Raw genomic sequence first — 24,838 nt, 5'->3', positions numbered from 1 at the left:
CCGTCCACGGGCCGGGCGGGGGCTTCACCCGGTGGCCGGGCTCTGTCACCCTGAGCGCTCCGGCTACCTGATCAGGAGTCAGCCCACGATGAAGCGCGCCGCGACCCTCCCCGCCCTCGCCTGCCTGCTCGCCGTCACCGCCGCGGCCCCGGCGGCCTCCTACGCCTCCGCCCCGGCCGCCGCCACCGCCGCCACGGCGACCGCCCAGCGGGACCGGCGGCCGGCCACGCTGCTGGACGCCGTCCCGCGCCGCGGGGTGCTGCGGGTCTGCACCACCGGCGACTACCGCCCCTTCAGCTACCGCGATCCCGCCACCGGCAACTACCGCGGCGTGGACATCGACATGGCCCGAGACCTCGCCAAGAGCCTGGACGCCACGCCCCGTTACGTCCCGACGACCTGGGCCGGGCTGGTCGGCGACCTGACGTCCGGGCGCTGCGACATCGGCATGGGCGGAGTCTCGATCACCCTGGCCCGGGCCCGCTCCGTCTACTTCAGCGAGCCGACCCGCACCGACGGCAAGACCCCCGTCGTCCGCTGCGCGGACCAGGACAAGTACCGGACCCTGGACCAGATCGACCGGCCCGGCATCCGCGTCGTGGTCAACCCCGGTGGCACCAATGAGCAGTTCGCCCGCGCCCACATCAAGCGGGCCACCCTCACCGTCCACCCGGACAACACCACGATCTTCGACGAGATCATCGCCGGCCGTGCCGACGTGATGATGACCGACGCCAGCGAGACCCGCTACCAGGCCAAGATCCACCCCGAACTGTGCGCGGTCCACCCCGACCAGCCCTTCACCTTCGCCGAGAAGGGCTACGCACTGCCCCGCGGCGACGACCAGTTCAAGGCGTACGTGGACCAGTGGGTCCACCTCGCCACCCACGACGGGACGTACCGGAAGTACGAGGACGCCTGGATGAAGTAGGCCGACGGCGCCGCGGCACCGCGCGCGGACCGGGCGGCTCCGGTCAGCCGTCCGCCGGGCCGCGGTGCCCCAGCACGTTGACCACCCGCCCGTCCGGATCCTCGACGAAGAAGCGGCGGACGCCCCACTCCTCGTCCCGCAGCGGGTGCACGATCCGCGCGCCGGAGGCCAGGACGGCCGCGTATGCCGCGTCCACGTCCTCGACCTCGATGCTCAGGTCCGGGGCGACCGGCGCGGACGCGTCGTGCGTGAGGAAGGTGAGCTGCGCGGTGGGGTTCGCGGGGGAGGCCAGCGTCATCACCCAGCCGTGGTTCATGACCTCCTCGAAGCCGAGCAGGCCGTAGAACGTGCGGTGGCCGGCCAGCGCCTCCGCGGCGCCGTCGTGGGCGATGTGCAGGTCGGGGACGACGCGGCGGACGGACACGGGGGCTCCTTGGCGGGCCGGGGACGGCGGACCGACGGCCGGGCGCGGCGGGCCGGCTGACGGGATGCTACGCGTCCGGGCGGGCCTGTCGGGCCGCTTCGACGACATCGCGGGGCCGTCCCCCGGCCCCACCGGCGGCTTCTTCCGTGACGGCCGCCCGTTGCCCCGGTGGTCCCGACGGCCGGCTCCCGGCGCGGTCCCGTCCTTCCGGACGCCCCAACCCCCCTTGTCCGGACAATGTGACCTCCGGACTTCCCGTCATCTGTGCGGGCGGATACGCTCGCGAGCGTGGGGAAACGCGATACAGATGCCGCGGGCGCCGAGGGCCCCGTCCAGTTCAGCGTGGATCGGAACAGCCCGGTCCCGCTGTATTTCCAGCTGTCGCAGCAGCTGGAGGCCGCGATCGAGAACGGCAGGCTGGCCCCCGGCAGCCTGCTCGGCAACGAGATCGAGCTGGCCGGCCGGCTCGGCCTGTCCCGGCCCACGGTGCGCCAGGCGATCCAGTCGCTGGTCGACAAGGGCCTGCTGGTCCGCCGCCGCGGCATCGGCACCCAGGTCGTGCACAGCCAGGTCAAGCGCCCGCTGGAGCTCAGCAGCCTCTACGACGACCTGGAGGCGGCCGGGCAGAAGCCGGCCACCCGGGTCCTGCTGAACACCACCACCGCGGCGGACGCCGAGGTCGCCGCCGCGCTGGGGATCGCCGAGGGCGCGGAGGTCGCCCTGGTCGAGCGGCTGCGGCTGACCCACGGCGAGCCGGTCGCCCACCTGCGCAACCACCTCCCCGCCGGGCTGCTGAGGCTGGAGACCGCCGAGCTGGAGGAGACCGGCCTCTACCGGTTGATGCGGGCCGCCGGGATCACCCTGCACAGCGCCCGCCAGGCCGTCGGCGCCCGCGCCGCGTCGGCCGAGGAGGCCGCCCGCCTGGAGGAGCCCGAGGGCGCGCCGCTGCTCACGATGCAGCGCACCACCTTCGACGACACCGGTCGCGCGGTGGAGTTCGGCTCACACGTCTACCGTGCGTCCCGCTACGCCTTCGAGTTCCAGCTGCTGGTCCGGCCCTGAGCCGTCGGGCCGTACGGTGGACGCCGGGCCCGGAGTCCTTCGTTCCGCTCGTCAGAATGTTCTGACAAAGCATTGACGTGACTCCGCCCGCGCCGCTAGAACTCCTCCAGCCGCAATCCGGCGGCGGGGGAGCGAAGGCGGTCCACCATGATCTGCGTCAGCACGGCCCGACCCGGAACCAGCCGGTCCGGAACGGTCCGAACCCTTACCACTCCGCTCGCGGCGACCGGGGTCCGGACCCCGTGAAACGGTACAGAACGCCGGTAACGGATACTTGGAAGGTTGCCCGGCCCGGCCGCCGGCCGGCGGTGCGGCGACAGCAGACAGACCCGGGACAGCGACAAGAGCGGGAAAGGCAAGTCCTCGTGGCAAGGGTTCGAAGAAGAGGACGCGTCGTGGGCGCCGTGCTGGCGGCGGTGCTCGGCGTCTCCCTGGCGGGGTGCAGCAGCACCGGAGGCAAGCGCGCGGAGGAGGAGCGCGCCGCGCAGACCGCCGGCGGCAAGGCCGCCGTGCACACCCCCCGGTGGACCTTCGCGATGGTCACCCACTCGGGAGACGGCGACACCTTCTGGGACATCGTGCAGAACGGTGCCCAGCAGGCCGCCGTCAAGGACAACATCAACTTCGTCTACGCGCACGACAAGGAGGCCCAGCGGCAGAGCCAGCTCGTGCAGTCCTACATCGACCAGAAGGTCGACGGGCTGATCGTGTCGCTGGCCAAGCCGGACGCCATGAAGGACGTCGTCCTCAAGGCGGAGAAGGCCGGCATCCCGGTGATCACGGTGAACTCCGGCGCCGAGGAGTCCAAGGCGTTCGGCGCGCTCACCCACATCGGCCAGGACGAGACGGTGGCCGGCGAGGCGGTCGGCGAGGAGCTGACCAAGCGCGGCAAGAAGAAGGCCCTGTGCGTCCTGCACGAGCAGGGCAACGTCGGCCACGAGCAGCGCTGCGACGGGGCCGCGAAGACCTTCAAGGGCGAGATGCAGAAGCTGTACGTCGACGGCACCAACATGCCCGACGTGCAGGCGTCCGTCGAGTCCAAGCTCCAGGCCGACCCGGACATCGACGCCGTGGTCACCCTCGGCGCGCCGTTCGCCCCCACCGCCGTCAAGGCCAAGGAGCAGGCCGACAGCAAGGCCGAGATCGACACCTTCGACCTCAACGCGCAGGTCGCGAGCGGTCTGGAGAACGGCTCCCTGGGCTTCGCGGTCGACCAGCAGCCCTACCTCCAGGGCTACCAGGCGGTCGACCTGCTGTGGCTGTACAAGTACAACGCCGACATGCTCGGCGGCGGCAAGCCGGTGCTCACCGGCCCGCAGGTGATCACCAAGCAGGACGCCGCGGCCCTCCAGGAGTACACGAAGCGGGGGACCCGATGAGCACGGCCGACGCACCGACCCGGCAGCCCGCGCCGTCCGGCGGCGCGGGCGACGAGCGGCTGGTGCACCGTTCCCTGGCGCGCCGGCTGATGAGCCGCCCCGAGCTGGGCTCGGTGGTCGGGGCGATCGCGGTCTTCGTCCTCTTCTCGCTGGTCGCCGAACCGTTCCTGCGGCCCGCCAGCCTCTCCACGGTCCTGTACGCGTCCTCGACGATCGGCATCATGGCGGTGCCCGTGGCGCTGCTGATGATCGGCGGGGAGTTCGACCTGTCGGCCGGCGTGATGGTCGTCAGCTCGGCGCTGATCTCGTCGATGTTCAGCTACCAGATGACCGCCAACACCTGGGTCGGCGTCGGGGTGTCCCTGCTGGTCACCCTCGCCATCGGCGTGCTCAACGGGGTGCTGCTGACCCGGACGAAGCTGCCCAGCTTCGTGATCACGCTGGGCACCTTCTTCATGCTGACCGGCCTCAACCTGGGCTTCACCAAGCTGATCAGCGGCACCGTCTCGACCAAGTCCATCGCCGACATGGAGGGCTTCGACTCGGCCCGCGCGGTCTTCGCCTCGCACCTGACCATCGGCGGTGTGGACATCCAGATCACCATCGTGTGGTGGCTGGTGCTGGTCGCGCTCGCCACCTGGATCCTGCTGCGGACCCGGGCCGGCAACTGGATCTTCGCGGTGGGCGGCAACGCGGACGCGGCCCGGGCGGTCGGCGTCCCGGTCACCCGCACCAGGATCGGCCTCTACATGGGCGTCGCGTTCGCCGCCTGGATCTCCGGCCAGCACCTGCTGTTCTCGTACGACGCGATCCAGTCCGGCGACGGCGTCGGCAACGAGTTCCTGTACATCATCGCGGCGGCGGTCGGCGGCTGCCTGATGACCGGCGGCTTCGGCTCGGCGATCGGCGCCGCGGTCGGCGCGTTCATCTTCGGCATGGCCAGCAAGGGCATCGTCTACGCGCAGTGGAACCCGGACTGGTACAAGTTCTTCCTCGGCGCGATGCTGCTGCTCGCCACGCTGCTGAACGCCTGGGTCCGCAAGCGGGCGGAGGACAAATCATGACCGCGCTGGTCGCACTCGACGACGTCAGCAAGTTCTACGGCAACGTCAAGGCGCTGACGGACGTGTCGCTGGAGGTGCACGCGGGCGAGATCACCTGCGTCCTCGGCGACAACGGCGCCGGCAAGTCCACCCTCATCAAGATCATCGCGGGGCTGCACCGGCACGACGCCGGCACCTTCACCATCGAGGGCGACGAGGCCCGGCTCGGCTCCCCGCGCGAGGCCCTGGACCGCGGCATCGCCACCGTCTACCAGGACCTGGCCGTGGTGCCGCTGATGCCGGTGTGGCGGAACTTCTTCCTCGGCTCCGAGCCGACCACCGGCGTCGGCCCGTTCCGACGGCTCGACGTGCGCACCATGCGCGAGACCACCCGCGCCGAGCTGCTGCGGATGGGCATCGACCTGCGCGACGTCGACCAGCCGATCGGCACCCTCTCCGGCGGCGAGCGGCAGTGCGTCGCGATCGCCCGCGCCGTCTACTTCGGCGCCAAGGTCCTCGTCCTGGACGAGCCGACCGCGGCGCTCGGCGTCAAGCAGTCCGGGGTGGTGCTCAAGTACGTCGCGGCCGCCCGGGACGCCGGGCTCGGCGTGGTGTTGATCACCCACAATCCGCACCACGCCTACCTGGTCGGCGACCGCTTCGTCCTGCTCAAGCGCGGCACGATGGCCGGCAGCCACCTCAAGTCGGAGATCGCGCTGGAGGAGCTGACCCGCCAAATGGCGGGCGGCAGCGAGCTGGAACAACTCAGCCACGAGCTGGCCCGCGGCGGACCGACGGAGTTCCCCGGCGGTCACCGACCCGAGTGAACGTCGACGCGCCCCGGGGCGGCCGCAGGCCGCCGCCGGGGTGCGTCGTCCCGCACCGCGGTGCGCCGGACGGCGCGGGTGATGCACAATCGCACCGGACCATCCAGCGAGGCCCCGGCCTCCCCGAGACCCGCAGGGACGAGACGACTCTTGCGTGCACGCAGCCGCCGAATGGGGGTCCCACCCACGCCCTTCAGGCAGTGGGGGAGCAACGGCAGCCGCCCCGGCTGTCCCGGCCGCGGCCCCGGCAGCCGAACCGGCGACGAGGTCCTAGAGGTCCTGGGGGTGACCCGATGAGCATGTACCGGGACCGGGCGCACCGCGGCACCGCCCGCGCCACCGTCCTCCGCACCGTCGGCGCCAGAGAGCGCCGCTCCCACCTGACCGCCCCCCGCGTGCCCACCGTCGGCATCGACATCGGCGGCACCAAGGTCATGGCGGGCGTCGTCGACGCCGACGGCACCATCCTGGAGAAGGTCCGCACCGAGACGCCGGACAAGTCCAAGAGCCCCAAGGTCGTCGAGGACACCATCACCGAGCTGGTGCTGGACCTCTCCGACCGGCACGACGTGCACGCGGTGGGCATCGGTGCGGCCGGCTGGGTCGACGCCGACCGCTCCCGGGTGCTCTTCGCCCCCCATCTGAACTGGCGCAACGAGCCGCTGCGGGACCGCCTCGCCGGCCGGCTCGCGGTCCCGGTCATGGTCGACAACGACGCCAACACCGCCGCCTGGGCGGAGTGGCGGTTCGGCGCCGGCCGCGACCAGGACCACCTCGTGATGATCACGCTGGGCACCGGAATCGGCGGCGCGATCCTGGAGGACGGCGCGATAAAGCGCGGCAAGTACGGGGTGGCCGGCGAATTCGGCCATATGCAGGTGGTCCCCGGTGGCCACCGCTGCCCGTGCGGCAACCGCGGCTGCTGGGAGCAGTACAGCTCCGGCAACGCCCTGGTCCGCGAGGCCCGGGAGCTGGCCGCCGCCGACTCCCCGGTGGCGTACAACATCATCGAGCGGGTCGGCGGCCGGATCGGCGACATCACCGGCCCGCTGATCACCGAGCTGGCCCGCGAGGGCGACGCGATGTGCGTCGAGCTCCTCCAGGACATCGGCCAGTGGCTCGGCGTCGGCATCGCCAACCTCGCCGCCGCCCTCGACCCGTCCTGCTTCGTCATCGGCGGTGGCGTCAGCGCCGCCGACGACCTGCTGATCGGCCCGGCCCGGGACGCCTTCCGGCGCCACCTCACCGGCCGCGGCTACCGCCCCGAGGCCACCATCACCAAGGCCCAGCTGGGCCCCGAGGCCGGGATGGTCGGCGCCGCCGACCTCGCCCGCCTGGTGGCCCGCCGCTTCCGGCGCGCCAACCGCCGCCGCGTGGAGCGCTACGAGCGCTACGAACGGTCCGGCCGCCGATGACCGAACCGGACTCCCTGCACGACGACCACCACCAGGGCAGCACGCCGCGCCCCCGGACCCGCCGGCCGTTCCTCATGGCCCTGGTCATCTTCCTGCTGATCACCATCCCGGCCGGCTACATCGTCATCTCGGCCGAGCAGAGCCGTGACAGCGGCGAGGACAAGGAGGCCGAGGCCGCCGCCACCGGCCTGACCAACGCCTTCCCCTCCAAGCTCCAGCAGCGGATCTACAACGTCCCGGTGCCGATCGGCTCCACGCCCGTCTACTACTACGAGACCAACTCGTGGAAGACCAGCTCGCTGTTCGTGCAGTTCCGCACCAACGACTGGGGCCTGACGCAGTACCTCGCGGCCGTCGGCACCACCGCCGCCGCCCTGAAGCAGGGCGCGGTCACCATCCCGCCGGAGCAGGCGGCGAAGGTCGGCTGGGACTTCAGCGCCGACTGGCCCTGGCGGGGCACCGCGGTCGACCGGCCGGCGCCGCAGCCCTCCCAGCGGATCGTGGTCAGCGACGACGAGCCCGGGCACCCGGTGGTTTACGTGGTTTCGACCGTGCGGTTCTGATTGTGCCCGTCGCTTCCTGACCCGGGTGTCAGGACCGCGTCACGGCGTCGGTTAGCGTGGTCGGGTGAGCGAGAAGACCCTGCAGCACCGGATCGACGGTCCCGATGGCGCCCCCGTCCTCGTCCTGGGGGCCGCCCTCGGGACGACCTGGCACATGTGGGATCGGCAGATCCCCGAGCTGACACGTCAATGGCGCGTCATCCGCTTCGACCTGCCCGGCCACGGCGGATCGCCCGCGCACGCAGCGACCTCCATCGCCGAAGTCGCCGACCGGCTGGTCGCGACCCTCGACGTCCTGGGCGTGGAGCGGTTCGGCTACGCCGGCTGCGACCTGGGCGGCGCCGTGGGGATCCAGCTGGCCCTCACCCGCCCGCAGCGCGTCACCTCCCTCGCACTGGTCTCGTCCTCGCCGCGCTACGGCACCGCCGACGCCTGGCGCCAGCGCGGTGTGGTGATCCGCACCAACGGGCTCGAACCGATCGCTCGCACCGCGCCCGAGCACTGGTTCACCCCGGGCTTCGCCGGCGGCCAGGCCGCCATCGTCGAGTGGGCCGTCCAGATGGTGCGGACCACCGACCCCGGGTGCTACATCGCCGCCTGCGAGGCGCTGGCCGCCTACGACGTGCGGTCCTCCCTGGGCCGGGTGGGCGTGCCCACGCTCGTCGTCGTCGGTGCCGAGGACCAGGTCACGCCGACCACCGAGGCCCGCACCCTGGTCGCCGGCATACCGGACGCCAGCCTGGCGCTGATCCCCGGCACCTCGCACCTGGCCCCCGTCGAGCAGCCCGCCGCCGTCAGCGAACTGCTCATCCGCCACTTCAGCACCGCCTGGCAGGACAAGCCCGGCCCCGCCGCCATCAGCGCGGCCGCCCCCAAGCCGCAGCTCGCGCCCCCGATGCCCACCCACGCGCCACCCGCCATCGAATCCGGCCTCTCGCAGCCCGCCCAGGTCCGCGGCGGCATGTACGAGCAGGGCATCAAGGTCCGCCGCGAGGTGCTCGGCGACGCCCACGTGGACCAGGTGGAGGCCACCACCGACGACTTCAGCGCCGACTTCCACGACTTCATCACCCGCTACGCCTGGGGCGAGACCTGGACCCGACCGGGCCTGGACCGCCGCACCCGGAGCGTCATCACGCTCACCGCGCTGGTCGCCCGCGGCCACCGCGAGGAGCTCGCGCTGCACACCCGCGCCGCCCTCCGCAACGGCCTGACGCCCGCGGAGATCAAGGAGATCCTGCTGCACACCGCGGTCTACTGCGGCGTCCCGGCCGCCAACTCCGCCTTCGCGGTGGCCCAGAAGGTCATCCAGGAGGAGACGACCCCGGAGGGGTGAGGCCCGGGGGCAAGATGACCTCATGGAACTCACCAAGAAGACCCACGCCTGCGTTCGGATCGAGAAGGACGGGCGGACGCTGGTCATCGATCCGGGGGCGTTCAGCGAGGAGGACGCGGCCGTCGGTGCGGACGCGATCCTGGTGACGCACGAGCACCTGGACCATTTCGACGAGGGCCGGCTGCGACGGGCCATGGAGGCCGAGCCCGCCGCCGAGATCTGGACCCTGGCCAGCGTCGCCGACCAGATCTCCGCGGCCTTCCCCGGCCGGGTGCACACCGTCGGCGAGGGCGACGCCTTCACCGCCGCCGGCTTCGAGGTCGAGGTGTACGGGCAGCTGCACGCGGTGATCCACCCCGACATCCCGCGCATCACCAACGTCGGCTTCCTCCTGGACGGCACCGTCTTCCACCCCGGCGACGCGCTGACCGTCCCCGAGGGCCGCGCCGTCGACACCCTGCTGCTGCCGGTCCACGCCCCCTGGAACAAGGTCGCCGAGATCATCGACTACCTCCGCGCGGTCGCCCCGCGCCGGGCCATCGACATCCACGACAGCCTGCTCCAGGACCACGCCCGCCCGGTCTACGACGGCATGATCGACAAGCTCGGCGGGACCGACCACGGCCGCCTCACCCCGGGGGCGCACACCGTGGTGGGCTGATTGTCGGTGCCGCGCTGTAGGTTTACGGATATGCGCATCGCGACCTGGAACGTCAACTCGATCACCGCCCGCCTCCCGAGGTTGCTGGCCTGGCTGGAGAAGTCCGGCACGGACGTGCTGTGCGTCCAGGAGACCAAGTGTTCCGACGAGCAGTTCCCCTACGACCAGCTCCGCGAGCTGGGCTACGAGGCCGCGGTCAACGCCAACGGCCGGTGGAACGGCGTCGCGCTGCTCTCCCGGGTGGGTCTGGCGGACGTGGTCACGGGCCTGCCCGGCGGCCCGGAGTACGACGGTGTGCAGGAGCCCCGTGCGGTCTCCGCGACCTGCGGCCCGGCCCGCGTCTGGTCGGTCTACGTCCCCAACGGCCGCGAGGTCGATCATGCGCACTACACCTACAAGCTCGGCTGGTTCGAGGCCCTGAAGGCGGCCGTGGCCGAGGACGCCGCGGGCAGCCGCCCGTTCGCGGTCCTCGGCGACTACAACGTCGCCCCCACCGACGAGGACGTCTGGGACCCGGCCGTCTTCGAGGGCCTCACCCACGTCACGCCGGCCGAGCGCGCCGCCCTGGCCGCCCTGCGCGAGGCCGGCCTGTCGGACGTCGTGCCCCGCCCGCTGAAGTACGACCGTCCCTACACCTACTGGGACTACCGCCAGCTCGCCTTCCCCAAGAACCGCGGCATGCGCATCGACCTGGTCTACGGCAACGCCCCGTTCGCCAAGGCCGTCTCGGACGCCTACGTCGACCGCGAGGAGCGCAAGGGCAAGGGCGCCTCGGACCACGCGCCCGTGGTGGTCGACCTCGACGTGTGAGCCGGTCGTGCGCCGGTCGCCTCCCCGATGCGCCGGGGTGGCGCACGGCGGTGCGGAGGCGGCCCCATCGCCGCGCCGCGCGCCCTGTGGCCGCGGTGCGGGGGTGGGTGGGACCCTCGCACCATGAACCTGTCTTTCCTGGACAAGTGGCGTAGGCGCACGGACGCGGCCGGATCGGTGCCGCTGGCCGAGTCGGTGCGCGCGGATCCCGAGAGCGTCGTCGAGCTGCTCTCCGAATGCGAGTTGCTGCGCGACCAGGCGGCCACCGCCGGGGTCGAACTCGACGACTCAGTACGGTCGTTGGAGGAACTCGACCAGCTCCAGCCGGTGTGGCGCGACGACCCCGAGGTGCTGACCTGGCTCGGCAACGACGCCGGGCTCTACCTCGGCACGGTCCTGGTGCGCACGGTCCGCGGCGCGGTCTGGCACGTCTGGCCGGACGGGCAGCCGGTGGTGCGGCTGGCGTCCGGCCGGGAGATCGACGTGGTGGCGGCCGGCCATGCCTGGGCCGACGACGGCGCCCCCGAGCTCTCCCACCTCTACGCCGAGGTCGCGGAGGGCTGACCCGCCGGGGCCGATCGGCCCGCCCCGCGCGTGTCACCGGCGAAGCGCCCCGTGCGCATGGGTACGTTGCGATCTCTCCGCTGCACGGACGAGAGGGGGCGGGGCGGCCCATGGCCCGTGACGCACTGACCGAGCCGCGCGGGATCCCGGCCGACACACGCCCCGCGCAGCCCTCGGGCGGCCGGCGGCCGGGAGCGCCCCCGGGCCGTTCGGGCGGCCGGACCGTCGAGCACTGAACGGCGCGCCGCGATGCCGCACCTTCCCGCCCCGCGCCGCCGCGCCCGCCCGGCCCTGCTCGCCGTGCTGCTGCTCGCCCTCCTCGTGCCGGCTGCGGCCGGCTGCGGCCGCCCCGGCAGCCCGCCCGTCAAGGGCCCCACCGCCGCCGACCTGCCCAGCTACCCGGTGGCCCGGGACTTCTCGCTGTCCGACTCGCCGACCTGGACGGCCGCCAAGCGCCGCGGCCGGCTCGTCATCGGCGTCAAGGAGGACCAGCCCTACCTCGGCGAACGGGACCCGGCCAGCGGCACCTACCGCGGCTTCGACATCGAGATCGCCACGATGCTGGCCGCCGCGCTCGGCTTCCCCGAACACGCCGTCACGTTCCGCACCGTCGCCTCCGCCAACCGCGAGACCGCGCTGCGGAACGGCCAGATCGACCTCTATGTCGGCACGTACACCATCAACGCCAAACGGAAGCAGCAGATCGGCTTCGCCGGCCCGTACTACCTGGCGGGCCAGTCGCTGCTGGTGCGCAGCGACGAGCACGACATCCGCGGCCCGCAGGACCTGGCCGGCAAGCGCGTCTGCTCGGTCGCCGGCTCCACCGCGTACCAGCGCATCCGGGCCCAGTACCCCAAGGCCGTCCTGGTCGCCTACGACAGCTACTCGGTGTGCGTGGACAACCTGCTGACGTACCAGGTCGACGCGGTCACCACCGACGACGCGATCCTGCTCGGCTACGCCGCCAAGGTGCCCGACCAACTGAAGGTCGTCGGCGAGCCGTTCTCGAAGGAGCCGTACGGCATCGGCGTGCGGCGCGACGACGACGCGTTGCGGTTCGCGCTGGACGACGCGCTCGCCGCGGCCGAGCGGAACGGCACCTGGCGGAAGGCGTACGAGGCGACGCTCGGCGTGTCCGGGATGCCGCCGCCCGCGCCGCCCCCGATCGACCGCTACCCGGCGACCTGAGGAGCCAAGGAACCGACCGATGAACGTCCTCCTCGACAACCTCTCCCTCTACGGGCACGGTCTGCTGGGCACCGTCGAACTGACCGTCTACGCCTCCCTGCTGGCCCTCGTCCTCGGCTTCCTGATGGCGGCCTTCCGGATCGCGCCGGTCCGCTCGCTGCGGGTCTTCGGCACGGCCTGGGTGACGGTGCTGCGTAACACCCCACTGACCCTGCTGTTCTTCGCGGTGCTGCTGGGGCTGCCGCGGTTCGGTCTGGTGCTGCCCTTCACCCTGTTCGCGGTCCTGGCGCTGGGCTGCTACACCTCCGCGTTCGTCTGCGAGGCGGTGCGCGCCGGCATCAACACCGTGCCGGCCGGGCAGGGCGAGGCGGCCCGCAGCCTGGGCATGACCTTCCCGCAGACGCTCGGCCTGGTGGTGCTGCCGCAGGCGTTCCGCGCGGTCATCCCGCCCATCGGATCGACCCTGATCGCGTTGGCCAAGAACTCCGCGATCGCCGGCTCGTTCAGCGTCGTCGAACTCCTCGGCGTCTACCGGCCGCTCAACGAGAGGGGCTACAGCATCATCTGGTCCTTCGTCTGGATCGCGGTCGGCTACCTCCTCGTGACCCTGACCATCAGCGCGCTCTTCAACGCGCTGGAGAAGCGGTACGGAGTGGTCCGATGAGCACCGTCCTGTACGACCTGCCAGGTCCGCGGGCCCGGCGCCGGCACCGGTGCGTCGGGCTCGTCGGGACGCTGGTGCTGCTCGCCCTGGTCGGCTGGATCCTCTTCCTCCTCTTCCACACCCACCAGTTCACCGCGGCGAAGTGGACCCCCTTCGCCTATCAGGGCATCCAGGAGCTGCTGCTCACCGGGCTGGGCAACACCCTGCGGGCGTTCGGGCTGGCGGCGGTGCTGGCGCCGGCGCTGGGCGGGGTGCTGGCGGCCGGGCGGCTCTCCGCGCACCGGCCGATCCGCTGGGCCGGCACCCTGCTGGTGGAGTTCTTCCGGGCCATGCCGGTGCTGGTGCTGATCTTCTTCATCTATGTCGCGCTGCGCGCGGAGCCATTGACGGCCCTGGTCAGCGGGCTGACGCTGTACAACGGCTCGGTGCTGGCGGAGGTGTTCCGGTCCGGGGTGAACGCCGTGGAGCGCGGCCAGGGCGAGGCCGCGTACGCGCTGGGGATGCGCAAGACCCAGGTGATGCGGTACGTGCTGGTGCCGCAGGCGGTCCGGGCGATGCTGCCGGCGATCATCTCCCAGTTGGTGGTGGCGCTGAAGGACACCTCGCTCGGCTTCCTCATCACCTACGAGGAGTTCCTGCACGCCGGCAAGCTCATCGCGTCCAACCTCGACTACGACCTGCCGTTCATCCCGGTCGTCATGATTATCTCGCCGGTGTACATCGGGATGTGCATGCTGCTGTCCTGGTCGGCCACCTGGGTCGCCCGGCGGCAGCGGCGCAATCCCAAGGTCGAGGCGGGCGGGGTGGCGGCCCCGGAGCCGGCGACGCTCCAGCAGGAGGACCACCGGGCGCGGGGGTGAACGGGCCCGGCCCGGCGGCCCGTTCACCGGGGCGGGCGGTCCGACCGGTGGTCCAGCGCGGCCCGTGCGGCGTCAGATCCGCCAGACGCCGTCCCGCATCAGTTCCCGCCCGGGCAGCTCGTTCTCCTCGCGCCAGACCAGCAGCCGGTGCGGGGTGAAGCGGAGGAAGACCCACGGCGCGTGGCCGCGCGGGTTCCAGCCGAGCTTGGCCCCGAGGGCGTCCGCGGCGTCCTGCGGCAGCGCGTCGTTGGCCAGGACCTCCACGGTGCAGTCGGCCAGCACCACGTCCCGGGTGGTGCCCAGCGCCACCCGGCTCTCCGGGCGGGCGGCGAGGTTGCGGGCGGTGGGGTTCGTGCCCTTGGTGGACATCACCAGGCGCTCGCCGTGCCAGACGAACGACAGCGGCACCAGGGTGGCCGCGCCGTCGGCGGAGGCGGACGACACCCAGGCGTCCTCCTCCGTCTCCAGCAGCCGCAGCGTGTCCCGTTTGCGTTGCCCGGTGTCGCGGGGCGGGGGGAGAGTCCTCATGGCGGCGAGCGTAACGAGCCTTCCCCGCCCACCGCTTCGGCCGCGAGCCGTAGGGCGACGGCCCTAGGGCCTCTCCCCGATGGGTCATGGCCGGGGCCTGGGGCCCCCGTGGTCTCAGTCGCGGACCGGCACCGAGACATACGACGGGTCGTCCGCCGGGGAGGAGAACGTCAGCCGGGCGCCGGCGGGGTTCTGGGCGATGTAGAGCGGGTCGACGGTGTCGACGACGACCGCGAGCCGGTGCCCGGCCGGTACGTCGTAGGCGGTGGCGAAGAGGTCCAGGTCCACGCCGAACGGCCGGTCCGGGGTCTTGTCGTGGAAGGTGAACGGCGCGTGGGTGACGAGCTTGCCCAGGCCCAGCGGGCCGACGTCGTAGAGGTAGGCGATGGCGGTGCCGCTGCTCGCGGTGCTGGTCACGGTGGTGTGCAGCCGGGTGGTGCCGCGCACCCGCTGCGCGGTCGGGTACGGCGCGGACTGCCAGACGGCGGCGGCCGAGCGCGGCAGCAGCGGGATCGACGCCATCGGCGGGAGCCGGAAGAACTGGTCGAGCATGCTGGAGAGGAAGATCAGTCCGCCGTCGGCGCCGGAGTCGATGCCGGTGCGGACGCGCCGGGTGCCGTCGAGGGCGATCCGGCGGTGCGCGGAGGGCACGTCCCGCCAGCTCTTGTAGCCCTCGTAGGCGCCGGTGGAACGGGACTTGAGGAGGACCGGCGGCTCCCGGTCGATGCCGTTGTCGACGCCCTTGAGGTAGTGGTCGAGCCAGCGCTTGGAGTCGTTCCAGGTGTCGTTGGGCAGTCCGAGCAGCCCCAGCCCTTCGGCGGTGGCGTGGTCGCCGGGGCGGAACTCCAGCCGCTTGGGGCCCTTGAGCTTCTCGAAGAACGCCGCGTACTGGTCGGGCGGGAAGAGCGAGTCGCCCCAGGCGTTGCCGAGCAGGATCGCCGCACCGTTGGCGTTGATCCGGTCGAGGTAGGTGGCGGGCGAGCGCTTCCGACCCCACGCGATCATGTCCTTCTCCTTGGACATGTCGGCGCTCAGGAAGTCCTTGAGGACCTGCTGGAGTTCGGGGCTGGGCCGGCCGGTCAGCGCGCCCGCGCCGCCCAGCACGGCCGCCGCCTGGAGGTGCGGGGTGCGCCCGCTGTAGATCGAGCCGATCAGGTCGGCCCAGCCGCTGAGCGCCGCGACCGCCTTGATCCGCTTGTCGGACGCGGCGGCCAGCAGGCTGATCCCGGCGCCGTAGGAGACCCCGGCCATGCCGACCTTGTGCGGGTCGGCCGGCGTGTGCGCCAGCGCCCAGTCGACGACCTTGGAGGCGTCGGCGACGTCCTGCGGTCCGGCGGTCTCTATCTGGCCGCCCGACTGCCAGAAGCCGCGCGAGTTGTAGCCGACCACGACGTACCCGGCCTCGGCGAGCCGGCGGGCCTGCGCCAGGTATTCGACCTGTGGCATCGCCCAGCTGGTGGGCAGCACGACGAGCGGGTACCGACGGCTGCCGTCGGCCCCGGCGGGGGTGAAGACGTTCGCCTTGAGCGTGATCCCGCCGGCCCCGGTGATGTCGACGAACCGCAGGGTGGGGGAGCCGGTGGCCGCCGGCCGGGCGGTGGCCGCGGTGCGGGCGGGCGCCGGGGCGGCGCTCGCCGGGGCGCCGGTGAGGACCGTGCCGGCGAGCACCGCCGCGGAGACGGTACCGATGGCGGCGCGCAGCGTGGTGCGGGAGGACGTCATCTTCTGCTCCAGATCTCGACGCGAGCCGCACGGGACGCTGTCCCGAGGATCCTGGGACAGGAGGGGCGCCCGGTGGCCCGATGTGACTGGAGAGTAAGGTCCGTTGCTTACCCTTGGTAACCCATCGGTAGGTTACGGCTGGGTAACGCCGATGCGGCGGGGGAGAGTTCGGTGCCGCCTGAGACGTTCACGGAAGGGACGCGACGGAACGAAACGCGAGGGGTCGGCGTGGCGGGAGTGACGGGTCCGGAGGGGGCGAACGCGGCGGACGCGGCGGAGACGCCGTTCGACGCCGGTGAGCGGCTCGCGTGGGCGGGCCGCGCCGACGCGTTCGCGGCGGGGTTCGGCCGACTGTGCGCGTATACGGTCCCGCGGCTGCTGGACGCCGCGGGCGTTACCGAGGGCACCCGGGCACTGGACGCCGGCACCGGGACCGGCACCGCCGCTGCGGCGGCCTGCGCCCGCGGGGCCCGGGTGACCGCCGTGGACGCCGAACCCGACATGGTGCGCAGCGCCGCGACCGCCGCCCCGGGAGCCGTCGTCCGGCTCGCCGCCCTTCCCCACCTCCCCTTCCCCGACGGGCAACTGTCCCTGCCGCACACGGCGTTGCTGGCCTCCGGGCGGGTCGCCGGGTAGTGGGGCCGCGGACGGTTGCGGCCATCAGCCGGGTCGACGCCACCGAACTGACCGTCTTCCCCGACGGCCGCCGGGGTCCGCCGCGCACCGGCGTGCTCAGTCCTCCGGCGTGACCTGGGCGGGCATCGTCGCCAGGAATTCGGTCAGTGCCGCGTTGAACTCCTCCGGGCGCTCCAGATTCGGCATGTGGCCAGCTCCTTGAATGACCGTCAGGCGCGAACCGGGCGTCGCCTGGTGGATCGCGCGGGCGTCGGCGACCGGGGTGAACTCGTCCTCCGTGCCCACCACGACCAGGGTGGGCACGGTGATCCGCGGCAGCAGCCCGGTGTAGTCCCGCCGCTCCGCCCGACCGCGCAGGGCGGCCGCGGCGCCCTCGGGGGAGGCGTTCCGCATCATCCCCAGGACGTGCTCGGCGACCGTCGGCAGCGCCGTGACGTTCGCCGGCGCGATCATCTTGGGCAGCACCTCGTGCGCGTACCCGTCCATGCCCTCCGCGAGCAGGCGTTCCGCGGTCCGCAGCCGCACCGCCCGGCCCTCCGCGGTGTCCGCCGCCGCGAAGGTGTCGGCGAGCAGCAGACCCCGGATCCGCTCCGGGAACTGCCGGTAGCACTCCATGACGATCTGCCCGCCCATGGACAGTCCGCCCAGGACGCAGCGCTCGATCCCGAGGTGGTCGAGCAGGGCGGCGACGTCCCGGGCGAAGGTCTCCAGGAGGGTCTTGCCGGGCACCACCGAACTCCCGCCGTAGCCACGGAGGTCCGGTGCGATCACCCGCATCCCGGCGCGGCTGAAGTGTGCCGTCTGCGGGCGCCACATCGAGCGGTCGAAGGGGTGCCCGTGGATGAGGACCAGCGGTGCACCGCTGCCCTCGTCCTCGTAGGCGACCGTGATCTCTCCGCATTGCACCGATGCCATGACACGCCTCTCCTTGCCGCACCACCTGCGGCCCTGCTGCGTCGGGGAGTTGACGGCTCGATGCTATGAGGGGCATTGTCTCGGCACAATAGAAATAATGCGCTCGGTGCAATGTCGGGGAGGGGAGCAGCAATGACGGGGGAGGACTACCGTGCCATCGCCGACGAGCTGGCCGCGGCCATCACCCAGGGCCGGCTCCGCCCGGGGGACCGGCTGCCGCCGCTGCGTCGGTTCGCCCGGCGGCGACGGATCGCCGACTCGACCGCGGCCCGGGTCTACCGCGAACTGGGCCGCCGCGGCCTGACGGTGGGCGAGGTCGGCCGCGGCACCTTCGTCCGCACGGCGCCCCCGGCGACCGAGCCCGCGCTGGCCGAGCCCGGCGGCCACCGGATCGACCTGGAGCTCAACTTCCCCGTTCTGCCCGGGCACGACGCGCTCCTCGCGCGCAGCCTCGGTCAACTGCTCCAGCAGGGCGACGCGCGGGCCGCGGCGCTCCGCCCGGGCACCGCCGCCGGCACCCCGGCCGCCCGGCAGGCCGCCGCCGCACACCTCGCCCGGGCCGGCTGGGCCCCCGACGCCCACCGGCTGCTCTTCGCCGGCAGCGGCCGGGAGGCCCTCGCCGCCGCCTTCGCCGCCCTGGTCCCGCCCGGGGAGCGCCTCGGCGTCGAAGCGCTCACCTTCCCCGTCGTCAAGGGCATCGCGGCCCGTCTCGGCATCACCCTCGTCCCGCTGGCGATGGACGAGCAGGGGGTCACCCCCGACGCGCTGCGCGCCGCCGCCCCGCTGCGCGCGGTCTATCTGCAACCGGCGCTGCACAACCCGCTCGGCACCACCATGCCCGACACCCGCCGCGCGGAACTCGCCGCCACCATGGGCGAGTTGGACCTCTGCGCGGTCGAGGACGCGGTCTACGGATTCCTCCGCCCCGACCTGCCGCCGCTCGCCGCCCTCGCGCCGGAGCGCACGGTGCTCGTCGACAGCCTCTCCAAGCGGCTCGCCTCCGGGCTGACGCTCGGGTTCCTGGTGCCCCCGGACCGCGCGGACGCCCCCGACTTCGCCGCGGCGCTCCGCTCCGGCGCCTGGACGCCGTCCGGTTTCGCCCTGGAGGCGGCGGTGCGCTGGCTGGGCGACGGCACCGCCGCCGCCGTCGAGGCCGAGAAGCGCGCCGACGCGGCGGCCCGCCAGCGACTCGCCGCGGAGCGCCTCGCCGGCCAGCGGTTGCGCACCGACCCGCACTCCTACCACTGCTGGTGGGAGCTGCCCGAGCCCTGGCGGGCGGACACCTTCGTGGCCGCCGCGGCCCGCCACGGCATCGCGGTCACCCCGTCGGGCGCCTTCGCCGCCGGCGCCGGGCACGTCCCCAACGCGGTGCGGCTGGCGCTGTCCTCGCCGTCCCTCGACGTCCTGGCCGAGGCCCTCGACGTGCTGGCCGGGTTGGCCCGCCGGGCCCCGGAGGACGCCGGCGCGGAGTAGCCGCCGAAGAACCTCAACAGCTTGTCCGTCTCGGTGAGTTGGCGGGGCGGGCCCCGTTCCGTCACACCGACGTCCGCTCCACCGGTATCCAGAGCTCCGCGGTCGCCCCCGCCCCGTCCGGCGACGCCTGTACGCGCAGGATCTCCGGGCCGGGCCGGCTGCGGTACGGGTTCGACGGGAACCACTGGGCGTAGATGTCCCCCCACAGGGTCTGGAGTGCCTGCGGGTAGGGCCCGGTGTTGGTGAAGACCGCCCAGGTGCCGGCCGGGACGGTGAGCGCGTCCAGGTCGCCGGGGACCGGGGCGTCCGACACCACGGCGTGGTAGTAGTCGAGTTCGCTGCCCTCGGCGCGACCGGGGTCGAGGTCGTCGCAGACCGACACGATCCCCTTCGGCTCCTGGTCGGACAACTCCTCGATCCGCCGCCGGGTCTGCGGACCCAGGCCCTTGACGAACGCGGCGATGGCGGGGTTGACCCCGTGGTACACCAGGGGCACCCGGGCCTTCTTGCCCACGACCCGGAACTCGTCCTTCGCCACGATCCGGTACTGCATGGTGCTGCTCCCTTCGACGGTGAGGCGGAAGGCCATCCGAGGCTGGGAGCGCAGCGCCGCACCGGTCCGCCGGGCCTCGCCCGGGCCCACGCCGTGCATGCTGCGGAACGCTCGGGCGAACGCCTCGCCCGAGCCGTAGCCGTACCGCACCGCGATGTCCAGCAGCGTCCGCTCGCCGGCCAGTACCTCGGCGCCCGCGACGGTCAGCCGCCGGCGCCGCAGGTACTCCGACAGCGGCATTCCGGCCAGCGCGGAGAACATCCGCCGGAAGTGGTACTCCGACGTCATGGCGATCCGCGCCAGCTCGCCCGCCCCGACCGGCTGGTCGAGGTGGGCCTCGATGTGCTCCATGGCCTCGTTCAGCCGCTCCAGCACCTCGGTCTCCTTCCCTTTCGGTTCCTCACGCTAGGGAAGGTCCACTCTGCCGCACCCGACATTCGGTGCCCGGTCCGGTCGGGTGGTCAGGGGCGCCCCGACGGAGGGACCTCCTCGCCCGGGTGGACCGGGCCCGGCGGCGTGCCGTCGCCGAACGGCCGGCCGCCCAACTCCTCGCGGTGGTGCGGCGTCAGCCAGCCGGAGAGGTCCGGGCCGAGCGGGACGATGCCGGTGGGGTTGATGCCGGTGTGCACCCGGTAGTAGTGCTGCTTGATGTGGTGGAAGTCCACCGTGTCGCCGAACCCGGGCGTCTGGAACAGGTCCTTGGCGTACGCCCACAGCACCGGGTCCTCGGCGAGCTTGAACCGGTTGCACTTGAAGTGGCCGTGGTAGACGGGATCGAAGCGGACGAGCGTGGTGAACAACCGGATGTCGGCCTCGGTGAGCGTGTCGCCGACCAGGTAGCGCCGGTCCGACAGCCGGTCGGCGAGCCGGTCCAGCCGGTCGAAGAGCGGACCGAAGGCCGCGTCGTACTCGTCCTGGTCGGTGGCGAAACCGGCGCGGTACACCCCGTTGTTGACGTCGCGGTAGACGTCCGCCATCACCTCGTCGATCTCCACGCGGCGGGCCTCGGGGTAGAGGTCGGGCGCCCCGGGCCGGTGCAGCGCCGTCCACTCGGTCGCGAAGTCCAGGGTGAGCTGCTGGAAGTCGTTGGTGACCAGCTTCCCGCTGGGGACGTCCACGAGGGCGGGGACGCTGACGCCGCCGGGGTAGCCGGTCTCGCGGGCGTCGTACGCCTCGCTGAGGAAGCGGATGCCGAGGACCGGGTCCCGGCCGTCCGGGGCGAGGGTGAACCGCCAGCTGCGGTCGTCCTGGAGGGGGTCGACGAGGGCCAGCGACAGCGCGTCCTCCAGGCCGAGCAGCCGCCGGGAGATCACCGCGCGGCTCGCCCAGGGGCAGGCGCGGCTGGCCACCAGCCGGTAGCGGCCGGCCGCCACCGGCCAGCCGTCGCGGCCGTCGGCGGTGACGCGGTCGGCGAAGTGGCTGGGGGAGCGGGTGAAGGGGCGGCGGCCGGACGCGCGGTTGCCCATGCCGTCGGGCGCCGGCGCGGAGTCGGGGGTGGGCTCGGGGGCGGGGCCGGGCATCGCGGGTTCCTTCCGTCGGGGCGCGGGCGGCGTCCCCCGGATCCTTCCCGGGCCGTCGGGAATTCTCCGGTATGTCAGCCGCCCGGCGCACGGCCGATCCTGACGATGTGCCCGGAGAATTCGCCGCTGCGGGGATTTCCAACTCGCCGGTGGGGGACGGGATTCACCTGCCAGCGTCCGGCGATCGGGAGAGTGGGGGAGCGGCCCTCGCCGGCGTTGCGCTGCTGGCGCCGACGACGGCCACCGGTGACGCCGCCGGCGGTCGAGGGGAATCCACCGGACGGCTCCGCCGGAAGACCGGTCCTCGCGGAATTCCGGGGGCCCTGCCCGGCGCGGTGCGACCTGCCCCGGGCAGCCCGACCCGGTCAGCCCAACCAGGTCAGATCGGGCCGCAGTCGGTGCCAGACCGGATGCCGGAGCCGGCCCGCCGACGTCCACCCGCTGAAGGCGATCTCGGCCACCAGCCGCGGCTCCGCCCAGTGCACGCCCGCCAGCTCCACGTCGTTGACGAACGGCGAGTGGTCCAGCGGGATCACGCTCAGATAGCCCGCCAGCTCCCGCCGCTCGTGGTCGGAGAGGCCCGAGCCCACCGCGCCCACGAACCGCAGCCCGCCCGGCTCCTCGACACCCGCCAGCACCGATCCCGGCAGCCCGCCGAGCGCCCCGTGTCCCTCCGTCCAGCCGCCGACGACGACGTCCAGCGTCTCCTGGTACTTGGTCTTCACCCAGTCGGGTGAGCGCAGTCCGGGGAGGTACGGCGAGGACAGTCGTTTGGCCATCACGCCCTCCAGGCCACCGCGCAGCGCCGCCTCCCATGCCTGGTGGCCGTGGCCCGCCACGTACCCCGGCACCGACCAGTTGGGTCCGGCCAGCCCCAGCCCGGCCAGCACCGCCCGCCGCTCGTGGTACGGCGCGTCCAGCAGCGGCCCGCCCAGATACATCACGTCGAAGAGCACCAGCTGAACGGGGAGTTCCATCGCCAGCCGGGCGGTGCGGCGCGGGTTGAGCACGCCCATCCGCCGCTGCAGCAGCCCGAAGTCGGGCCGGCCGGCGGGGTCCAGCACCACCACCTCGCCGTCCAGCACCGCGGGCCGGCCGCGCAGTTGCTGCCCGAGCGGGCCCAGTTCGGGATAGGTCGTGGTGACGTCGTTGCCGGCCCGGGAGACCAGTCGCACGGTGCCGTCGTCGGAGACGTTGACGATGCAGCGGGCCCCGTCCCACTTGGCCTCGAACGCCCAGGCCGGCTGCTCCGGCTCGGGCGGCAGCGGCCCGAGCACGGCCAGCATCGGCCGGATCACGGGATACGGGGGCGGGGCCGCGCCGCCGCCCCTGGGGGTCAGGGCCATACTCCGATGATCGGCGGAGGCGGTGGTCCCCGCAGGCCGGGCGCGACGGGGCCGCGGCCGCACCGCGACCGGGCCGCCGCCGATCCGGCCGGCCCCGGTGGGCCCCGCTGTCAGTGCTCCGCCGCCCCCGCCTGCCCCACCGGCTCCGCGGCCCGCGGCGGTCGGGGCCGCGGTCGCGCCGCCCCTTCCGGATCCACCACCGGCAGCGCCCGGTCCAGCCACCACGGCACCCACCAGGCCCGCGGGCCCAGCAGCGCCAGCGCCGCGGGCGCCAGCAGCAGCCGCACCACCGTCGCGTCGATCAGCACGCCCACCGCCAGGCCCAGCCCGAGCATCTTCGCCACCGCGTCGTCGCTGAGCAGGAAGGCCGCGAAGACCCCCGCCAGGACCAGTGCGGCGCAGCTGATCAGCCGGGCGGTGCCGGCCAGCGCCTGCGCCACGCCCTCCGCCGGGTCGGGGTGCCGCGGCCGGCCCGCGTGGATCCGGGACAGCAGGAAGATCTCGTAGGCCATGCTCAGCCCGAAGGCGAGCGCGCACATCAGCAGCGGCACATGGGCCTCCACCGGTACCCGGCCCGCGACCCCCAGCGCGGGGCCGCCCCACCCCCACTGGAAGACCGCCACCACCGCCCCGTACGACGCCGCGAGCGAGAGCAGGGCGACCACCGCGGCCTGCGCCGCGACCAGCACGCCCCGGAACACGACCAGGACGGTCAGGAAGGCCAGGCACACCAGCACCGCGAGGATCAGCGGCAGCCGGGCGGCGATCAGGTCCCGGAAGTCCACCTGGGTCGCGGTGGCACCGGTGACATAGCCGTGGGCCTCGTAACCCCGCAGTGCCCGGGGGAGCACGGAGTCCGCCAGGCGGCGGGTGAGCGCGGCGGTCTCCGCGTCCTGCGGGGAGTGCGCGGGATAGGCGGTGGCGGACAGCACCGCGCCGTCCGGGGACACCCGGAGCGGGGTGACCGCGGTGGTGCCGGGGATCCGCCCGAGGACCTGCCGGGCCTGGTCCGCCAGCGCCGGACGGTCGGCCTCCGGCACCGCGCTCCGGTCGACGACCAGTGTCAGCGGCCCGGTCGCACCGGGCCCGAACGCCGCGGACACCAGGTCGTGCGCCCGCCGGCCGGTGGCCGACGGCGGGTCCGTGCCGTCGTCGAGGTGTCCCAGCCGCATCGAGAACGCCGGGACGGCGAGCACCGCCAGCACCAGTACCCCGCCCACCAGATGCGGCCACGGATGACGGGTCACCCGCCGGGCGGCGCGCAGCCCGCGGTGCGCCCCGGCGCCGGGTTCCCCGGCCGCGGCGACCGGGCGGCGCACCCGGAACCGGTCGATCCGCCGGCCGAGCAGCCCGAGCAGGGCCGGGACGAGGGTGAGCGCGCCGAGCACCGCGGTGACCACGGTGAGGGCCGCCGCGGCGGCCAGCGCGGCGAGGAAGCCGACGCCCGTGACGGCCAGCCCGGCCAGCGCGACGAGCACGGTCCCGCCGGAGACCAGGACCGCCCGCCCGCTGCCGGCCACCGCCCGACCCGCGGCCACGGCCGGGTCCGCGCCGTCCCGCAGCAGCTGCTGGTGACGGGTGATCAGGAACAGCGCGTAGTCGATGCCCAGGCCGAGGCCGATCATGGTGGCCAGGGTGGGGGAGACGGCGGCGAAGGTGAACGCGGCGGCCAGCAGCCCCAGGCAGCCCAGCCCGCAGACCACGCCGATCAGCGCGGTCAGCAGCGGCACCCCGGCGGCCAGCACGCTGCCGAACCCCGCCAGCAGCACCAGCCCCGCCACCGCGAACCCGAGCAGTTCGCTCAGCCGGTCGTCGGTGCCCGGGCGTGCCAGGTCGCCCAGCGCCCCGCCGTACTCCACCTGGACGCCCGCCGCGCGCAGCGGCGCCACGGCCCGGTCCACGCCCGGCAGGACCTCCGGCCGCAGGCTCCCCGGCGGTTCCCGGAACCGCACGGTGAGGTACCCGGTCCGGCCGTCGGCCCGGCGCGGCCCGGTGTGCGGCGCCTCGGACGGCGGCAGCGGGCCCTGCGCGGACACCACGCCCGGCAGCCCGGCCAGGTCGGTGGTGGCGCGCGCGATCGGGCCGGCGAGGCCGGTCAGCGGCCGGCCGGCGTGCAGCACCACCTGGCCGGCGAATCCGCCGGCGGTCGGCTGGTGCGCGGCGAGGACCGCCCGCCCCCGGGTGGACCGGGCGTCGGGCAGCGAGAAGTCGTCGGCGTGGGCCCCGCCGAACGTCCGCTGGAGTATCTGGACGCCGGCCAGTCCCACCAGCCACAGCACGACGACGGTCACGGCGTGTCGGGCACACCACTCCCCGAGGCGCCCCAGGGCCCCTTCGGGCCGCCGGCGGCCCGGCGCATTCGGCAACGACATGCCTCGCATTCAAGGCGCGTTCCGGCGCGGCGGCATGCGGGGGGAG

24 protein-coding genes are annotated in these 24,838 nt (G+C 73.5%); 16 read left to right on the top strand and 8 right to left on the bottom strand.

From position 1 onward, the window contains the following. Positions 1–88: 88 nt before the first annotated feature. Positions 89–931: a transporter substrate-binding domain-containing protein gene (locus JNO44_RS42515; RefSeq protein WP_205369259.1), complete on the top strand. Its 843-nt coding sequence runs from the start codon at positions 89–91 to the stop codon at positions 929–931. Between the two features lie 43 nt (positions 932–974). On the opposite strand, the gene JNO44_RS42510 is transcribed toward JNO44_RS42515, so the two are convergent. Next, positions 975–1,355, bottom strand: coding sequence for a VOC family protein (locus JNO44_RS42510; protein WP_205369258.1), 381 nt, complete (start codon positions 1,353–1,355; stop codon positions 975–977). Positions 1,356–1,697: 342 nt separating this feature from the next. On the opposite strand from JNO44_RS42510, the gene JNO44_RS42505 reads away from it, so the two are divergent. The 13 genes from JNO44_RS42505 to JNO44_RS42445 all read left to right on the top strand — a co-directional run bounded on the left by JNO44_RS42505 (position 1,698) and on the right by JNO44_RS42445 (position 13,727). After that, the gene (locus JNO44_RS42505) at positions 1,698–2,417 is read left to right on the top strand and encodes a GntR family transcriptional regulator (protein WP_073444874.1); all 720 of its coding nucleotides are present in this window, start codon (positions 1,698–1,700) and stop codon (positions 2,415–2,417) included. Positions 2,418–2,782: 365 nt separating this feature from the next. Then, on the top strand, positions 2,783–3,796 hold the full coding sequence (locus JNO44_RS42500) for a sugar ABC transporter substrate-binding protein (RefSeq protein ID WP_443033068.1): 1,014 nt from the start codon (positions 2,783–2,785) through the stop codon (positions 3,794–3,796). Further along, positions 3,793–4,860: an ABC transporter permease gene (locus JNO44_RS42495; RefSeq protein WP_205369257.1), complete on the top strand. Its 1,068-nt coding sequence runs from the start codon at positions 3,793–3,795 to the stop codon at positions 4,858–4,860. The genes JNO44_RS42500 and JNO44_RS42495 overlap by 4 nt, the downstream gene beginning before the upstream one ends. Then, positions 4,857–5,666: an ATP-binding cassette domain-containing protein gene (locus tag JNO44_RS42490; protein ID WP_102925725.1), complete on the top strand. Its 810-nt coding sequence runs from the start codon at positions 4,857–4,859 to the stop codon at positions 5,664–5,666. Before JNO44_RS42495 ends, JNO44_RS42490 begins: the two co-directional genes overlap by 4 nt. A gap of 293 nt (positions 5,667–5,959) precedes the next feature. Beyond that, complete coding sequence (locus JNO44_RS42485; protein ID WP_039631591.1) at positions 5,960–7,081, top strand: ROK family glucokinase; 1,122 nt, start codon at positions 5,960–5,962, stop codon at positions 7,079–7,081. Further along, positions 7,078–7,644 carry a hypothetical protein gene (locus JNO44_RS42480; protein WP_205369256.1) on the top strand — a complete coding sequence of 189 codons (567 nt, stop codon included), beginning with the start codon at positions 7,078–7,080 and terminating at the stop codon, positions 7,642–7,644. The genes JNO44_RS42485 and JNO44_RS42480 overlap by 4 nt, the downstream gene beginning before the upstream one ends. Positions 7,645–7,708: 64 nt before the next feature. After that, a complete protein-coding gene (gene pcaDC, locus JNO44_RS42475; RefSeq protein ID WP_205369255.1) occupies positions 7,709–8,980 on the top strand; it encodes a bifunctional 3-oxoadipate enol-lactonase/4-carboxymuconolactone decarboxylase PcaDC in 1,272 nt (423 codons plus the stop codon). Between the two features lie 22 nt (positions 8,981–9,002). After that, positions 9,003–9,641: an MBL fold metallo-hydrolase gene (locus JNO44_RS42470; RefSeq protein WP_205369254.1), complete on the top strand. Its 639-nt coding sequence runs from the start codon at positions 9,003–9,005 to the stop codon at positions 9,639–9,641. Positions 9,642–9,671: 30 nt separating this feature from the next. Continuing rightward, positions 9,672–10,451 (top strand): exodeoxyribonuclease III, encoded by a 780-nt coding sequence (locus JNO44_RS42465; RefSeq protein WP_205369253.1) that lies wholly within the window; start codon positions 9,672–9,674, stop codon positions 10,449–10,451. A 123-nt stretch (positions 10,452–10,574) separates the two neighbouring features. Continuing rightward, a complete protein-coding gene (locus JNO44_RS42460) occupies positions 10,575–11,015 on the top strand; it encodes a DUF6278 family protein (protein WP_039631580.1) in 441 nt (146 codons plus the stop codon). Between the two features lie 249 nt (positions 11,016–11,264). Then, positions 11,265–12,203 (top strand): glutamate ABC transporter substrate-binding protein, encoded by a 939-nt coding sequence (locus JNO44_RS42455; protein ID WP_205369252.1) that lies wholly within the window; start codon positions 11,265–11,267, stop codon positions 12,201–12,203. A 19-nt stretch (positions 12,204–12,222) separates the two neighbouring features. Continuing rightward, entirely contained in the window at positions 12,223–12,867 is a 645-nt protein-coding gene (locus JNO44_RS42450) for an amino acid ABC transporter permease (RefSeq protein ID WP_205369251.1), read from the top strand. Then, on the top strand, positions 12,864–13,727 hold the full coding sequence (locus JNO44_RS42445) for an amino acid ABC transporter permease (protein WP_205369250.1): 864 nt from the start codon (positions 12,864–12,866) through the stop codon (positions 13,725–13,727). Before JNO44_RS42450 ends, JNO44_RS42445 begins: the two co-directional genes overlap by 4 nt. Positions 13,728–13,799: 72 nt before the next feature. Here JNO44_RS42445 and JNO44_RS42440 read toward each other — a convergent pair whose 3' ends face one another. Both JNO44_RS42440 and JNO44_RS42435 read right to left on the bottom strand, forming a co-directional pair. After that, complete coding sequence (locus JNO44_RS42440; RefSeq protein WP_205369249.1) at positions 13,800–14,255, bottom strand: pyridoxamine 5'-phosphate oxidase family protein; 456 nt, start codon at positions 14,253–14,255, stop codon at positions 13,800–13,802. A gap of 114 nt (positions 14,256–14,369) precedes the next feature. After that, positions 14,370–15,977 (bottom strand): alpha/beta fold hydrolase, encoded by a 1,608-nt coding sequence (locus JNO44_RS42435; RefSeq protein ID WP_205369248.1) that lies wholly within the window; start codon positions 15,975–15,977, stop codon positions 14,370–14,372. A gap of 228 nt (positions 15,978–16,205) precedes the next feature. Here JNO44_RS42435 and JNO44_RS42430 point away from each other — a divergent pair, with 228 nt between their 5' ends. Beyond that, a complete protein-coding gene (locus JNO44_RS42430) occupies positions 16,206–16,613 on the top strand; it encodes a methyltransferase domain-containing protein (protein ID WP_338058605.1) in 408 nt (135 codons plus the stop codon). A 96-nt stretch (positions 16,614–16,709) separates the two neighbouring features. Here the strand turns inward: JNO44_RS42430 and JNO44_RS42425 are convergent, their stop codons facing one another. After that, positions 16,710–17,528 carry an alpha/beta fold hydrolase gene (locus JNO44_RS42425; protein ID WP_205369247.1) on the bottom strand — a complete coding sequence of 273 codons (819 nt, stop codon included), beginning with the start codon at positions 17,526–17,528 and terminating at the stop codon, positions 16,710–16,712. A gap of 132 nt (positions 17,529–17,660) precedes the next feature. On the opposite strand from JNO44_RS42425, the gene JNO44_RS42420 reads away from it, so the two are divergent. Further along, positions 17,661–19,001, top strand: coding sequence for an aminotransferase-like domain-containing protein (locus tag JNO44_RS42420; protein ID WP_205369246.1), 1,341 nt, complete (start codon positions 17,661–17,663; stop codon positions 18,999–19,001). A 61-nt stretch (positions 19,002–19,062) separates the two neighbouring features. Here the strand turns inward: JNO44_RS42420 and JNO44_RS42415 are convergent, their stop codons facing one another. From JNO44_RS42415 to JNO44_RS42400, 4 genes are all read right to left on the bottom strand, one after another. Then, positions 19,063–19,929, bottom strand: coding sequence for an AraC family transcriptional regulator (locus JNO44_RS42415; RefSeq protein WP_205369245.1), 867 nt, complete (start codon positions 19,927–19,929; stop codon positions 19,063–19,065). Positions 19,930–20,015: 86 nt separating this feature from the next. Then, positions 20,016–21,020 (bottom strand): glutathione S-transferase family protein, encoded by a 1,005-nt coding sequence (locus tag JNO44_RS42410; RefSeq protein ID WP_420882775.1) that lies wholly within the window; start codon positions 21,018–21,020, stop codon positions 20,016–20,018. Between the two features lie 419 nt (positions 21,021–21,439). Next, a complete protein-coding gene (ligD, locus tag JNO44_RS42405; protein ID WP_205369243.1) occupies positions 21,440–22,420 on the bottom strand; it encodes a non-homologous end-joining DNA ligase in 981 nt (326 codons plus the stop codon). Positions 22,421–22,530: 110 nt separating this feature from the next. Then, on the bottom strand, positions 22,531–24,792 hold the full coding sequence (locus JNO44_RS42400) for an MMPL family transporter (protein WP_205369242.1): 2,262 nt from the start codon (positions 24,790–24,792) through the stop codon (positions 22,531–22,533). Positions 24,793–24,838: the final 46 nt, after the last annotated feature.

It is taken from the genome of Streptomyces noursei, assembly GCF_016917755.1.
Classification (GTDB): domain Bacteria; phylum Actinomycetota; class Actinomycetes; order Streptomycetales; family Streptomycetaceae; genus Streptomyces; species Streptomyces yunnanensis.
The sequence above is the reverse complement of the archived record's forward strand: the minus strand, read 5'-3'. Positions and strand labels throughout refer to the sequence as shown.